Below are 13,160 nucleotides of genomic sequence, written 5' to 3'. Positions count from 1 at the left end.
CCACGACGCGCCCCGCCGCTGTGAGGGGTCGCGCTTGTACCCCCCATAAACCCGACCTGTCACGCCCGGCGCGGAGGCAGTCTCCTGGAATCGCGTCTCGGTCACGACACCACCGACCGTCGCGCCTTCCCCCATCGATCGAATATGAGGTCCACTCCATGGAACGTCGCACAGCGCTCGGACTGATCGCCGCCACCGGCGCTACCGCCGCCTCCTTCACGGCCGCGCCCGCCTTCGCCGCGGAGACCGCAGGCGCCGGCGGCGGCACGGGACAGGGCAGGACCAAGGGCAGCGACGGCTACACCTTCGCGCTGGACAAGAACGTCAAGCGGACCTCGGTGCGGTTCGAGAACCGCTACGGCATCGAGGTCGCCGCTGACCTCTACATACCGAAGAACGCCAAGGGCAAGCTGCCGGCCCTGGTGGTCAGCGGCCCGTTCGGCGCGGTCAAGGAACAGTCCTCGGGGCTCTACGCCAACGAGTTCGCCCGCCGCGGCTACGTCGCCCTCGCCTTCGACCCCTCCTTCACCGGGGAGAGCGGCGGCGCGGTGCGCGACGTGGGCTCGCCCGACATCAACACTGAGGACTACAGCGCCGCCGTCGACTTCCTCGGCCTGCAGAAGATCGTCGACCGCGAGCGGATCGGCGCGCAGGCCGTCTGCGGCCTGAGCGGTATGGCGCTCACCGCGGCGGCCGCGGACAGCCGCATCAAGGCGGTCGCCGCAGCCTCGATGTACGACATGTCACGCAGCATGTCCCGCGGCCACCAGGACTACTACACGCGTGAGCAGCGCCAGAAGGTCGTGGACCACCTCAGCCGGCAGCGCTGGATCGACGCCGAGAGGGGAACCTCCACGCGGCTCTCGCACGAGGTCCCCTTCGACGCCGACGGGAACGTCGCCCCCTCGAACCGCGTCCTGCCCAAGGCCCTCCCGGCGGACGCCGACCCGGTCACGAAGAGCTTCTTCGACTACTACCGCACCGAGCGCGGCTACCACCCGCGCTCGATCAACTCCACCACCGCGTGGACCGGGACCACGCCGATGTCGTTCTTCGCCTTCCGGCAGATGACGAACATCGACCTGCTCGCGCCCCGCAAGGCGCTTCTGGTGGCCGGCGCCGACGCGCACTCCCGCTACTACTCCGAGGACGTCCGGGCGATGGCCCCCGACACCGTCGACCTCGTGATCGTCCCGGGTGCGGACCACGTCGACCTCTACGACCGCAAGGACCTCATCCCCTTCGACACGCTGGACGAGTTCTTCACCAAGAACCTCGCCTGACCTGTCCGTACCCACCCCGCCCCCGGCCACCGGGGGCGGCAACGGACCCCAGTGGAGCGGCGGAGCCCTAGCCCTGCGGCTGCTCGCTCCTGATCACCGCGAACCGGGCCCCGTACGGGTCGGTGAGCTTGGCGAAACGGCCCGCGCCCGGGAGGTCGGTGGCGGCCGACCGGACGCCGCCGCCGCGCTCCAGCGCCCTGCTGACCGCGGCGTCCGTGTCCGGGACCTCGAAGTACGGCAGCCAGTACGGCCCGGAGTCCGCCTCGCTGGGGTCCTCGTCGAGCGGCACGATGCCGGCGAACATCGACCGCGGTTCGGTGCCCGCCGGGTTCACACAGGTGTAGCTGGAGCCCGCGATGTCGATCGCGGAAGTCTCCCAGCCGAACACGGAGTTGAAGAACCCGGCCGCGGCGGGCAGATCCGGTGTGTAGAGCTCCAGCCAGCACAGCGAGCCCGGGGCCATGACGACGTCGAGCCCGGTGACGCGGGCGGGCTGCCACACGCCGAAGGGCACCCCCGCCCGGTCGGCGAGGATCGCCATCCGGCCCTCGTCCGCCACGTCCATCGGCTGCATCAGCACGGAACCGTGGGCCTGTTCGACCGCCTTCGCCGTGGCGTCGGCGTCCGGCGTCCGGAAGTAGATGTTCCAGGACGGCGGGCCCTGCTCCGGGGGGTTCTGCATACCGGCCGCGGCGGTGCGGCCGTCGAGCCGGAAGAAGCCGTAGCCGCCCATCTCGGGGCCGGCCGACTCGAACTGCCAGCCGAAGAGGTGGTGGTAGAAGGAGGCGGCGCCCTCGATGTCGGGAGTGCCGAGGTCGATCCAGTTCGGGGAGCCGGTGACATAGCGGGTGGTGAGCATGGCTGTGCTCCTCTGAGGAGGTTCGAGAGGCCCGTTGTCCGTACCGCCGAGTCTGGCACCGCGCGCGCACGATCGCCCACGCATCGGACGGACGCGCCGTGGACGGTTCGCCGGGGTTCCCCGAAAGGCTGCCGGTGCGGCCTGGGCACTGGCTACGGTCCGGCCGTGCTCGTGGAGCTTCTGACCGACGAACAGGCCGAGCCGTACGGGAAGTTCGCCGATCTCGCACGGCTGCTCCGACGCAGGGCCTGGCTCATGGCCTGGGCGGTGCCGACGCAGTCCAGCACGCTGTCGGCGCCGATCCCGCCGGTCAGCTCCTTCATCTTCTCGACGCCGTCGTCGCCGCGCTCGGTGACGATGTCGGTGGCACCGAACTCGAGGGCGAGCTGCTGCCGGCGCTCGTGCCGGGACTGACGATGATCCGCTCCGCGCCCATCTCCTTGGCAGCGATCACGCCGCACAGGCCGACCGCGCCGTCGCCGACGACCACGGCTGTGGAGCCGGGTCTCACCTCGGCGGCCTCAGCCGCCCACCAGCCCGTCGGCCCGGCCGGACCGCGGTGACCTCGGAGCCGACCTCCTCCACGAAGCCGACGTACTCGTGCCCCATCGGGTGCGGATCACCGATGGACTCCGCTCCCCGGTAGGGCCACAGGTCGGAGCCGCAGACACAGGTGACGGCCGTTCACGCGGACCGCGCCCCCACGCGCCTGCGCACCGAGGCCGGCCGCAACCCCCACGACAAGGACCTGCACGACCTCGTCGGCGAGTTGTCCACCCGCAGCGACGGCTTCCGCACACGCTGGGGCGCCCACAACGTCCGCCACCACGGCACTGGAACCAAACACTTCCACCACCAGGCCGTCGCCGACCTGCCCCTCGCCTCCGAGGGCCTGGAGATGGCCGCCGAACCCGGCCTCACCCTCACCATCTACACCGCCGAACCCGGCTCGCCCTCCGAAGAGGGACTTCGCCTGCTCGCCTCATGGGCTGCCACGCCCCATGCGGTCCCACCCCACTGAGCGACAGGGGCTGTTCGCCGGATCGCTGTTCGCCGGATCGCTCATCGACGCCGGGGAGTCGGCCCGGGCCGGGACTACGCGGGGCGTCGTGTTGATGTCGCGTTGATCGAACGTTTTTCGGCACTCGGCACGATGCTGTGCATGCTCAACGAAACGATCACCCCGATCGACCGTGCCTGGCAGGAGCGGGCGCTGTGTGCGCAGACGGGGGCCGACTTCTTCTTTCCCGAGCCCGGCAGCTCGGTGCGCGAGGCGAAGCGCATCTGCGGTATGTGCGAGATGCGTACCGCGTGTCTCGAGTACGCGCTGTCCAACGACGAACGGTTCGGCGTCTGGGGCGGACTCTCCGAGAAGGAGAGACTGCGCCTGCGGCGCACCGACAACGGCTGACCCCATTGATATTCGATGGGCCCCGTCCAGAGCGGTCACATAGGATCCGGAGGCGCGGTTCGGAGGCGACGCGGAGGCAGGCGCACCGCCTCGGCCAGGCCGCACACGCTGGTTCCCATCCGGTCGTCCGAACCGTGCTCGACGGATCGAGCGGGGGGCACGCATGGGCGAGAGCGTTGGGATCACCGAGGAGGAGCTGGCGGCCTTCCACCGTACGGTCGGCAGACTGCGGGCGCTGCCCGTGGACGACCCCGTGCGGCTACGGACCGAGCGGGTCGCCGCGTCCTTCGCACGCGACGGCTGGAAGCGGCGCCGTAAGGCGCTCAACGCCCGGAAGTCCGCCGCGGACGCCGCCGTGATGGCCGCGACAGCCACCGGAGCCCTGGACCGGCGCGAGGACGCCCCTCTGTCGGAGCGGGCGGCGGGCGGCGGGGGCAACCTCCTGAAGTCCCGTCACTGCTACGTCTGCAAGTCGCCCTATCGACAGGTCGACTCGTTCTACCACCGGCTGTGCCCGGACTGCGCCGCCGACAACACCGCACGCCGCGCCCTCGGCACCGATCTGAGCGGGCGCCGCGCGCTGCTCACCGGCGGCCGGGTGAAGATCGGCTTCCAGCTGGCGCTGATGATGCTGCGCGACGGCGCCGAACTGCTCGTCACCAGCCGCTTCCCGCACGACACCGTGCGCCGCTTCCACGCCGAGCCGGGCAGCGGCAAGTGGCTCGACCGGCTGACCGTCGTCGCCGTCGACCTGCGCGACCCACGGCAAGTACTGGGCCTGTGCGAGCAGTTGAGGCAGGAGGGCGAGCCGCTGGACATCCTGGTCAACAACGCGGCCCAGACGGTACGGCGGCCGCCGGAGTCGTACGCGCTGCTGGCCGCCGGGGAGTACGACGCGCTGCCCGAAGGGGCGCGGCAGGCACCGGGGTTCACACCGATGCGGATGCTGGGCGCCGGCGCCGCCACCCTGCCCGTCGCGTTGCGCGAGGCCGACGAGGCCGGGCTGCTGCCCGACCCCGCCCCGGAGAACTCCTGGTCGGCGCGGCTCGGCGAACTCGACCCGGCGGAGGTCCTGGAGACCCAGTTGGTCAACTCCCTCGCCCCGGCGCTTCTCTGCGACCGCCTGCTGCCGCTGCTGCTCGCAGCCCCACGCCCCCGGCGCTACGTGGTCAATGTGACCGCTGTCGAGGGCCGTTTCGCGGTGCGGAACAAGACGGCCGGGCATCCGCACACCAACATGGCCAAGGCCGCCCTCAACATGCTCACCCGCACCAGCGCCCCCGAACTCGCCGAGCAGGGCGTTCACATGTGCGCCGTCGACACCGGCTGGATCACCGACGAGAACCCCGCCCCCAAGAAACACCGGATGGCCGACGCCGGTTTCCGCACCCCGCTCGACATCATCGACGGCGCGGCCCGCGTCTATGACCCGATCGTGCGCGGCGAGGCGGGCGACCCGGTGTCGGGCGTGTTCCTCAAGGACTACCGGGAGGCGGAGTGGTGAGGGCAGCGGCTAGGCTTGCGGCCAAGGGTGGGGCGTAGCGCAGAGGCAGGCGCGCCGGTCTCCAAAACTGGAACACGCTGGTTCGAATCCAGCCGCCCCGCCCCCTGCGCCGCACGGCACCCGCGCCGCACCGCACTCGCGCCGCACCGCACTCGCGCCGCACGGCGCCCGCGTGCGCGGTCGTCACGGGCCCGCGGTCGTCACGCTCCGGCGCGCGCCGCCATCCGCGCCTTGCGCGCCGCCAGCTTCTCGTCGAACTTGCGGGCCTCCGCGTCCAGACCGCCCATGTAGAGGCCGAGTTCCTCCTGGGCCTTCATGCCCTCGGGGCCGAGGCCGTCGATCTCCATGATCTTCAGGAACCGGATGACGGGCGCGAGGACGTCGTCGTGGTGGATGCGCATGTTGTAGACCTCGCCGATGGCCATCTGTGCGGCGGCCCGCTCGAAGCCGGGCATGCCGTGGCCGGGCATACGGAAGCCCACGACCACGTCCCGGACGGCCTGCATGGTGAGGTCGGGGGCGAACTCGAACGCGGCCTTCAGCAGGTTCCGGTAGAAGATCATGTGCAGGTTCTCGTCGGCCGCGATGCGCGCCAGCATGCGGTCGCACACGGGGTCACCGGAGTGGTGGCCGGTGTTGCGGTGCGAGACACGCGTGGCCAGCTCCTGGAAGGCGACGTACGCGACCGTGTGGAGCATCGAGTGCCGGTTGTCCGACTCGAAGCCCTCGCTCATGTGGGCCATACGGAACTCTTCGAGCTTGTCCGGGTCCACCGCGCGCGAGGCGAGCAGGTAGTCGCGCATCACGATGCCGTGCCGGCCCTCCTCCGCGGTCCAGCGGTGCACCCAGGTGCCCCAGGCGCCGTCACGGCCGAAGAGGGTGGCGATCTCGTGGTGGTAGCTGGGCAGGTTGTCCTCGGTCAGCAGGTTCACCACGAGGGCGATCCGGCCCACCTCGGAGACCTTCGACTGTCCCTTCTCCCACGCCTCGCCGTCCTCGAAGAAGCCGGGGAAGTTGCGGCCGTCGCTCCACGGCACGTACTCGTGCGGCATCCAGTCCTTGGTGACCTTCAGATGCCGGTTGAGTTCCTTCTCGACGACTTCCTCCAGCGCGTACAGCAGCCGTGCGTCGGTCCATTCGCCGGACGGGCTGCCGAGGTGGGGAGAAGTGATCGACACAGAGGCTCCAGGGGGACGTACGGGGACGGGACATGCGGTGCCGCCGCAGACGGGCGACCTGAACCTACGGCATCGTAGGCTACGAATCCGTAGGTTACGATGCCGTAGGTTAAGTGCGCTGTAAAGATCCCTGATCAGCGGGGGCCCCGCCCGCGATCCGCGGCATGCCGAAGGCCCCGTTGACCCGCAGGTCCCGGGGCCGAAGATGTGAAGCGAGCACCTCTCAGGCGTACAGTCCGCGCAGCCGCACCGAGAGGCATGTCACACAGCCCTCGAGCTTCTCGAACTCGCTGATGTCGACCACGACGGGCTCGTAGCCGAGGTCGGCGTACAGCTCGGCCGTCTTCGGCGCGCTCGCCGCCATCAGCAGCTTGTCGCCGCCGAGGAGCACCACATGCGCCCCGGCCTCCTCCGGCACCGGCAGGAAGCGACCGAACAGCGACGGGGTGTCCATCTTCGGGATGTGCCCGACGACCGTGCCGTCGGGCAGCGCCGTGACGGCCGACTTCAGATGCAGCACCTTGCTCACCGGCACGGAGACCACTCGCGCCCCGAGCGGCTCGAACGCGGCCCGCAGCTGCTGGACCCCGGCCGCGTTGGTGCGTCCGCCCCGCCCGACGAACACGGTGTCGCCGACCTTGAGGACGTCGCCGCCCTCCAGCGTGCCCGGGGCCCAGACCCAGTTCACCGAGCAGCCGAGCGCGGCCACGGCCTCCTCGATCCCCTCGGTCTCGTCCCGCCGGGACTCGGCTCCGGGGCGCGCGATCAGCGCCACGTTCTTGTACATGACGACGGTGTCCTCGACGAACACCGAGTCCGGGCAGTCGTCGGCCGGGTCCACCTCGATCGTCTCCCAGCCGTGGTCGCGCAGGGCCTCGCCGTACGCCTCCCACTGTTCGACCGCGAGGTCGACGTCCACCTCCGTGCGTTCGACGTGCGTGACGAGGCCTTCGGCCAGGCGGGGGCTGGGGCGGCGGACGAGGGCCTTCTTGCTGGGCACGTGGGTGACTCCGAATCGAACGACGGTTTTCCGGCGCCCGTGAGGCGACGCCGGTCCGCCATCATGCAGTCCCGGCCCACCAGGACAAAACCCCCGTGGGCAGGCTGTGGCCCTCCTGAGATACTGGGCGGTAGTCGAGCACCCGGTCGCCGCCCTCGCCGGCCGCCCTCGCCGACCGCCCGGGTCAGTCGGCCGCCGCGATCTCCTCCGGGGTGGTCGCCCGCAGCTCTCCCTCCTCCATCAGCAGCCACCGGGTGATCCCGATCGACTCCAGGAACGGCAGGTCGTGGCTGGCCACGATCAGCGCTCCCTCGTACCCCTCCAGGGCGGTGGTCAGCTGCCGCACGCTTGCCATGTCGAGGTTGTTCGTCGGCTCGTCCAGCATCAGCAGCTGCGGGGCGGGCTCGGCGAGCATCAGGGCGGCGAGGGCGGCCCGGAAGCGTTCCCCGCCGGAGAGCGTGGCCGCCTGCTGGTCGGCCCGGGCGCCCCGGAACAGGAAGCGGGCCAGGCGCGCCCGGATCCGGTTGTTGGTGGCGTCGGGCGCGAACCGGGCCACGTTCTCGGCGACCGTCAGCTCGTCGTCGAGGACATCGAGCCGCTGCGGCAGGAACCGCAACGGCACATGTGCCGTCGTCTCCCCGCTCAGCGGCTCCAACTCGCCCGCGATCGTCCGCAGCAGCGTGGTCTTGCCCGAGCCGTTGCGCCCGATCAGCGCGATCCGCTCCGGCCCGCGCAGATCCAGTCCGCCCTTGACCCGGGCGCCGTACTTCAGTTCCAGGTCCAGCAGGGTGAGGACGCCACGGCCCGGCGGCACGGCCGTGTACGGCAGCTCGACGCGGATCTCGTCCTCGTCCCGTACGGCCTCCACCGCCTCGTCGAGGCGCTCCTTCGCCCCGGCGAGCCGCTCCTCGTGCAGGATGCGGTGTTTGCCGGCGGACTCCTGGGCGGCCCGCTTGCGCGCGTGCGCGACGATCTTCGGCACCCGCTTCTGGTCCTGCATCTTCTGCCCGAAGCGCTTGCGCCGGGCCAACTTGACCTGAGCGTCGACGAGTTCGCGCTTCTGCTTCTTCAGATCGGTCTCGGCGACCCGCACCATCCGTTCGGCCGCCTCCTGTTCGGTGGCGAGCGCCTCCTCGTACGCCGAGAAGTTGCCGCCGTACCAGGTGACCTCGCCGGAGTGCAGATCGGCGATCTGGTCGACCAGGTCCAGGAGTTCACGGTCGTGGCTGACCACGACCATCACCCCGGACCACGCCTCGACCGCGTCGTACAGCCGGCGCCGCGCGTACAGATCGAGGTTGTTGGTCGGCTCGTCCAGGAGGAGGACGTCGGGGCGGCGCAGCAGCAGCGCCGCCAGGCGCAGCAGCACCGACTCGCCGCCCGAGACCTCGCCGATGGTGCGGTCCAGGTCGACGTGGCCCAGGCCGAGTTGGCCGAGGGTCGCGAGGGCGCGCTCCTCGACGTCCCAGTCGTCGCCGACCGCCGCGAAGTGCTCCTCGGCCACGTCGCCCGCCTCGATGGCGTGCAGCGCGGCGCGGGCGGTGGCGATACCGAGCGCCTCGTCGACCCGCAGGCCGGTGTCGAGCGTGACGCTCTGCGGGAGGTAGCCGACCTCGCCCGCCACCCGAACGGTTCCGTCGGACGGGGTCAGTTCACCGGCGACCAGCTTCAACAGGGTTGATTTTCCGGATCCGTTGACGCCGACGAGCCCGGTCCGGCCGGGGCCGAACGCGATCTGCAGATCCTCGAAGACGGGGGTGCCGTCGGGCCAGGCGAAGGAGAGGGAGGTGCAGGTGAGGGAAAGGGGAGTAGACATGAGGAACCTCGCGGGTGCGGGAAGCGGCCAGGGGCGACGCGTTCGAAACACCGCGAGGGCGACACACGACGAGGGCAAGAGAAAAGCCCGCTGCCGAAGGGACGGCTCGTACGCCGAGGTCGCACGCTACGCACACAGGGACGCCGGGATACGGCGGGGTGTGTGACGCGGTGTCTCAGGACCTCAGACGAGCAACGTCCTTCTCCAATCGACGGCAACAGGACCGTGTGACAACGTACGGAGGGCCGGAAGGGGTGTCAACGCAATTAACGACCCGATCGGCACCCGGACCCGCACCGGCACCGGGAGCGCACCCGGATCGGCCGCCCCCGGCGGCGCGGGGCGGCGTCTGGGGGTGTGGCCTCAGCAGGCGTCGCGCATCAGTTCGGCCAGGTCGTGGTCCAGGTCGACCTGATGGTGTTCCAGACCGAGCGGCACCAGGTCCATCGAACGCTCCAGGAAGTGCCGTATCTCGTCGGCGTGGACGTGCACCACGGCCGTGCCCTCGGGGGCGTGGAACTCCAGGACCAGCCGGTCGTACCCGTACGGGCGGACCCGTACGTCCCCGTAGCCGACCGAGTCCTCCATGCCGGTGACAAGCAGTTCGCGGGCGAAGGTCCAGCAGACCTCGACGCCCTCCAGCGTGGCCGGGGCGGGGAAGGTCATACGGACGGCGAAGGGGTCGCTACGGTCGTAGTGGAGCGTGGCGGGAATGCTCGGCATCCGCGGCGCGGCGGCGACGAGACGGGCCTCTACGGGCTGCTCGATGACGGTGGACAACGCCTTGCTCCCTTGTGACGGGTGGACGGATTCCGGTTGACTGCGGCCGGGCATTTGCAAAGACGCCGGATCGGGCCGATCCGTGCACATGAGGGTCGAGTGACCTCTGTCACCGGGCCCAATCACTGCGGTGATCCATTTCTCATCCCGCGTTCCGGGATATGGGAGAGGACACCGGACGCCGCCCGGTGGTTCCCGGCCGAGGCCATCTGGACGACACCTCGGCGGTGCACTAGCTTCGCCCGCCATGAGGGGCTTGGGGCAGTCGAGATGGACGAGTCGGACGAGTCGGACGATGACGACGGGCCTGGCCGCGGCGGCACTCGCCGCCGCCCTTGCGGTGCCCGCGCAGGCACATGGGGAGGGCCGTCCCCCGCACTGGGAACTGAAGAAAACCGGCACTGACGTGCGCTTTCGCGGGCTGGCCGCGGTCAGCCGGAACAGCGCGTGGCTGGCGGGTTCCGCGGGCACCGTGCTCCGCACCGGCGACGGGGGCAGGACCTGGCGCGATGTCTCACCGCCCGGCGCACAGGAACTGCAGTTCCGGGACATCGAGGCATTCGACGCACGCAGGGCGGTCGTCCTGGCCATCGGCGAGGGTGAGGCCTCCCGCGTGTACCGCACGGACGACGGCGGCGCGACGTGGTCCGAGTCCTTCCGCAACACCGATCCGCGCGCCTTCTACGACTGCCTCACCTTCTTCGACCCCCGCCACGGGCTCGCCATGAGCGACCCGGTGGACGGGAGATTCCGCATCCTGTCCACGGAGGACGGCGGCCGCTCCTGGGAGGTCCTGCCGAACGAGGGCATGCCGCCCGCGCTGGAGGGCGAGGCGGGCTTCGCGGCGAGCGGGCAGTGCCTGGTCAGCTCGGGGCCGCGCGATGTGTGGCTGGCGACCGGAGGGGCGGCACGCGCGCGTGTGCTGCACTCCGCCGACCGGGGGCGCACCTGGACGGTCGCCGACACGCCCGTGCCGGCCGGAGACCCCGCCCGGGGCGTCTTCGCGCTGGCCTTCCGCGACCGGGCCCACGGCATCGCCGTCGGCGGCGACTACCGCGCCGACCAGCCGTCCCCGCAGGCAGCGGCGACCACCGGCGACGCGGGCCGCACCTGGAAGCCCGCCACGCAGCCCCCGCCCGCCTATCGCTCCGGCGTGGCCTGGCTCCCGTACAGCCGCAACGCCGCCCTCGCCGTCGGCCCCACCGGCACCGATCTCACCACCGACGGCGGCCGCACCTGGCGCACGGTCGACACCGGGTCCTACGACACGGTCGACTGCACTCCGGACCGGGGCTGCTGGGCGGCGGGGGAGCGGGGGCGGGTGGCCCGGCTGGAGAACTGACCCGCGCGGCGGCGTTCCCGCAGGTGGGCGGTGCGGGGTTGTTCCGGTCGAGAGGGGTACTTGTGGCGTGTTCGAATCACGAGAGGAGTGATCGGTCATGCCACGCGGTTCGAGCCCGAAGAGGGAACGCCAGTACGAGCACATCAAGGAGAGCGCCGAGGACCGCGGTGAGAGCGAGTCGCGCGCGAAGGAGATCGCCGCGCGGACCGTCAACAAGGAACGCGCCCGCTCCGGCGAGTCCAAGACCGCGAGCCGTAGCTCCACCCAGGACATGTCGTCGGGCAAGCGCGGTGGGCAACGTTCGCACCAGGGATCCGGGGGGCCCACGTACGACCAGCTCTACGCCGAGGCCAAGCGGCGCAACATCCAGGGCCGTTCGGACATGAACAAGAGCCAGCTGCAGCGCGCCCTCGGCAACAAGTAGCCCGGGGCCGCGCGCCCCTGCCCGGATGCGTACGCTCGTCGACACCATGACGACCGTACGCATCCCCGCGGGCTGGCCCGCCACCGAAGAGCAAGCCCTCGCCGTGCAGGACGAGTTGCGGGGGAAGGTGGTGCTCGACGAGACCGGACCGCCGCCGGGCACCGGACACGTCACCGGGGTCGACGTGGCGTACGACGACGAGCGGGACGTGGTCGCGGCGGCGGCCGTGGTGCTCGACGCGGCCACGCTCGACGTGGTCGCCGAGGCGACGGCGATCGGGCAGGTCTCCTTCCCCTACGTCCCCGGCCTGCTCGCCTTCCGCGAGATCCCGACGGTCCTGGCCGCGCTCGACGCGCTGCCGTGCGACCCCGGCCTCGTCGTCTGCGACGGCTACGGTCTCGCGCATCCGCGCCGCTTCGGCCTCGCCGCGCACCTCGGCGTCCTCACCGGCCTGCCCACGATCGGCGTCGCCAAGAACCCCTTCACCTTCACCTACGACGACCCGGGTGCCGCGCGCGGCAACACGTCCCCGCTCCTTGCAGGCACCGAGGAGGTGGGCCGCGCCCTGCGCACCCGCGACGGCGTGAAGCCGGTCTTCGTCTCCGTCGGCCACCGCGTCGCCCTCGACAACGCCTGCGCCCACACCCTCGCCCTCACCCCGTCCTACCGCCTCCCGGAAACCACCCGCAAAGCCGACTCCCTCTGCCGCCGCGCCTTGCTCACCACGACGGCCTGAACCCCAGCGGGCGGCGGTGGAACGGAGAGGGAGCACCGTGCGGCCGCCGCAGGGGGACACCGGGGCCGGGGGCAGCCGGGCGCCGGGCGGGTCCTGGCGCCGATGCCGACCGCGAGGCCGGGACCCGGTCCGCCCGGCTGCCCCCGGCTCGCCTGACAAGACCCCCGGCCGCTGCCGGCCGTGCAGCCCCGCTCGGCCTCGGGCCCGTCTGCCGTGGCCGGCGGGCCGTGGCCGTCGTCGGTCGTCGGTCGTCGGTCCCGGTCGGCCGTGCGTCCCCGTCTGCCCACGGGTCCGGTCGCCGGTGGACGCACCACGCCGCCACCCGGTGGCCGTCGCCGCGTTCGTGCTGGCCGGCAGTACGGCCTACTGCCTCAACGACACCTACGACGGCCCCCTGATGGTCGCCGTGGTCGTCGCCCTCTGCACGGTCTCCGTCGAGGGACACCTCCGCGCGGCCGTCGCCCTCGCCGCGCCGGCCGTCGTCCGCACCGCGCTCGGCACCTGGTGGCTGCCCGGACCGCTGGCGCGTCGGCTGCCGAGGGGGACGCTGGAGCGCCGGCCGCGCGAGGTCGCCGGGGCACCCGTCGGGGGACGCGCGGACCTGGTACCTGAGTACGAACTGAGTACCTGTACGGATGCCGGTGCGTCGTCATGATCGGCAGGCTGTGCCGTATGACGACGCACCGAGCCCCGAAGCCCGCCGCCAGCCCCACCCAGTCCGTCGAGCGGGCCGTGACGACCGGCCTGCTCCTCGCCCTGCTCGCCGGACTGGCCTGGATCGCCGGGATGGTCTACACACTGACCGGGTGGGCGCAGTAGACCTGTCG

13 protein-coding genes, 1 tRNA gene and 2 pseudogenes are annotated in these 13,160 nt (G+C 71.5%); 10 read left to right on the top strand and 6 right to left on the bottom strand.

Annotated features, from left to right (window positions below):
* Positions 1-158: 158 nt before the first annotated feature.
* Positions 159-1,283, top strand: coding sequence for an alpha/beta hydrolase (locus tag PUR53_RS24985; RefSeq protein ID WP_329909695.1), 1,125 nt, complete (start codon positions 159-161; stop codon positions 1,281-1,283).
* A gap of 67 nt (positions 1,284-1,350) precedes the next feature.
* On the opposite strand, the gene PUR53_RS24980 is transcribed toward PUR53_RS24985, so the two are convergent.
* Positions 1,351-2,142, bottom strand: a complete 792-nt coding sequence (locus tag PUR53_RS24980) for a VOC family protein (RefSeq protein ID WP_329909694.1) — start codon at positions 2,140-2,142, stop codon at positions 1,351-1,353.
* A 209-nt stretch (positions 2,143-2,351) separates the two neighbouring features.
* A pseudogene (locus PUR53_RS24975) lies at positions 2,352-2,796 on the bottom strand (zinc-binding dehydrogenase); the annotation flags it as partial.
* A 34-nt stretch (positions 2,797-2,830) separates the two neighbouring features.
* Here PUR53_RS24975 and PUR53_RS24970 point away from each other — a divergent pair.
* The 4 genes and pseudogenes from PUR53_RS24970 to PUR53_RS24955 form a co-directional block, all read left to right on the top strand.
* A pseudogene (locus tag PUR53_RS24970) lies at positions 2,831-3,163 on the top strand (MmyB family transcriptional regulator); the annotation flags it as partial.
* A 141-nt stretch (positions 3,164-3,304) separates the two neighbouring features.
* Positions 3,305-3,553: a WhiB family transcriptional regulator gene (locus PUR53_RS24965; RefSeq protein ID WP_239758850.1), complete on the top strand. Its 249-nt coding sequence runs from the start codon at positions 3,305-3,307 to the stop codon at positions 3,551-3,553.
* A 163-nt stretch (positions 3,554-3,716) separates the two neighbouring features.
* The gene (locus tag PUR53_RS24960; protein WP_329902346.1) at positions 3,717-5,057 is read left to right on the top strand and encodes an SDR family oxidoreductase; all 1,341 of its coding nucleotides are present in this window, start codon (positions 3,717-3,719) and stop codon (positions 5,055-5,057) included.
* Between the two features lie 28 nt (positions 5,058-5,085).
* Positions 5,086-5,158, top strand: a tRNA-Trp gene (locus PUR53_RS24955).
* Between the two features lie 99 nt (positions 5,159-5,257).
* Here the strand turns inward: PUR53_RS24955 and PUR53_RS24950 are convergent.
* The 4 genes from PUR53_RS24950 to PUR53_RS24935 form a co-directional block, all read right to left on the bottom strand.
* A complete protein-coding gene (locus PUR53_RS24950; protein WP_329902345.1) occupies positions 5,258-6,235 on the bottom strand; it encodes an acyl-ACP desaturase in 978 nt (325 codons plus the stop codon).
* A 223-nt stretch (positions 6,236-6,458) separates the two neighbouring features.
* Positions 6,459-7,235 carry a dimethylargininase gene (gene ddaH, locus PUR53_RS24945; protein WP_329902344.1) on the bottom strand — a complete coding sequence of 259 codons (777 nt, stop codon included), beginning with the start codon at positions 7,233-7,235 and terminating at the stop codon, positions 6,459-6,461.
* A gap of 184 nt (positions 7,236-7,419) precedes the next feature.
* Positions 7,420-9,051 carry an ABC-F family ATP-binding cassette domain-containing protein gene (locus PUR53_RS24940; RefSeq protein WP_329909693.1) on the bottom strand — a complete coding sequence of 544 codons (1,632 nt, stop codon included), beginning with the start codon at positions 9,049-9,051 and terminating at the stop codon, positions 7,420-7,422.
* Positions 9,052-9,414: 363 nt separating this feature from the next.
* The gene (locus PUR53_RS24935; RefSeq protein ID WP_329902342.1) at positions 9,415-9,831 is read right to left on the bottom strand and encodes an SsgA family sporulation/cell division regulator; all 417 of its coding nucleotides are present in this window, start codon (positions 9,829-9,831) and stop codon (positions 9,415-9,417) included.
* Between the two features lie 295 nt (positions 9,832-10,126).
* Here PUR53_RS24935 and PUR53_RS24930 point away from each other — a divergent pair, with 295 nt between their 5' ends.
* The 5 genes from PUR53_RS24930 to mmpA all read left to right on the top strand — a co-directional run bounded on the left by PUR53_RS24930 (position 10,127) and on the right by mmpA (position 13,152).
* Positions 10,127-11,173 carry a WD40/YVTN/BNR-like repeat-containing protein gene (locus tag PUR53_RS24930; RefSeq protein ID WP_329909692.1) on the top strand — a complete coding sequence of 349 codons (1,047 nt, stop codon included), beginning with the start codon at positions 10,127-10,129 and terminating at the stop codon, positions 11,171-11,173.
* Positions 11,174-11,270: 97 nt separating this feature from the next.
* Entirely contained in the window at positions 11,271-11,597 is a 327-nt protein-coding gene (locus PUR53_RS24925; protein WP_329902340.1) for a plasmid stabilization protein, read from the top strand.
* A 46-nt stretch (positions 11,598-11,643) separates the two neighbouring features.
* Positions 11,644-12,333 carry an endonuclease V gene (locus PUR53_RS24920; protein ID WP_329902339.1) on the top strand — a complete coding sequence of 230 codons (690 nt, stop codon included), beginning with the start codon at positions 11,644-11,646 and terminating at the stop codon, positions 12,331-12,333.
* Positions 12,334-12,634: 301 nt separating this feature from the next.
* Entirely contained in the window at positions 12,635-12,988 is a 354-nt protein-coding gene (locus tag PUR53_RS24915; RefSeq protein WP_329909691.1) for a hypothetical protein, read from the top strand.
* 17 nt (positions 12,989-13,005) lie between these two features.
* The gene (gene mmpA, locus PUR53_RS24910) at positions 13,006-13,152 is read left to right on the top strand and encodes a morphogenic membrane protein MmpA (protein ID WP_239758864.1); all 147 of its coding nucleotides are present in this window, start codon (positions 13,006-13,008) and stop codon (positions 13,150-13,152) included.
* The last annotated feature ends 8 nt before the right edge of the window (positions 13,153-13,160 follow it).

The sequence above is a fragment of the Streptomyces sp. SP18BB07 genome, from assembly GCF_036322545.1.
Lineage (GTDB): Bacteria > Actinomycetota > Actinomycetes > Streptomycetales > Streptomycetaceae > Streptomyces > Streptomyces deccanensis.
This window is presented reverse-complemented; position numbering and strand designations above follow the sequence as displayed.

Coding starts and splice junctions, on each gene's coding strand:
- PUR53_RS24985 (WP_329909695.1), top strand. CDS start 159: ATGGAACGTCGCACAGCGCTCGGACTGATCGCCGCCACCGGCGCTACC.
- PUR53_RS24980 (WP_329909694.1), bottom strand. CDS start 2,142: ATGCTCACCACCCGCTATGTCACCGGCTCCCCGAACTGGATCGACCTC.
- PUR53_RS24965 (WP_239758850.1), top strand. CDS start 3,305: ATGCTCAACGAAACGATCACCCCGATCGACCGTGCCTGGCAGGAGCGG.
- PUR53_RS24960 (WP_329902346.1), top strand. CDS start 3,717: ATGGGCGAGAGCGTTGGGATCACCGAGGAGGAGCTGGCGGCCTTCCAC.
- PUR53_RS24940 (WP_329909693.1), bottom strand. CDS start 9,051: ATGTCTACTCCCCTTTCCCTCACCTGCACCTCCCTCTCCTTCGCCTGG.
- PUR53_RS24930 (WP_329909692.1), top strand. CDS start 10,127: ATGACGACGGGCCTGGCCGCGGCGGCACTCGCCGCCGCCCTTGCGGTG.
- PUR53_RS24925 (WP_329902340.1), top strand. CDS start 11,271: ATGCCACGCGGTTCGAGCCCGAAGAGGGAACGCCAGTACGAGCACATC.
- PUR53_RS24920 (WP_329902339.1), top strand. CDS start 11,644: ATGACGACCGTACGCATCCCCGCGGGCTGGCCCGCCACCGAAGAGCAA.
- mmpA (WP_239758864.1), top strand. CDS start 13,006: ATGACGACGCACCGAGCCCCGAAGCCCGCCGCCAGCCCCACCCAGTCC.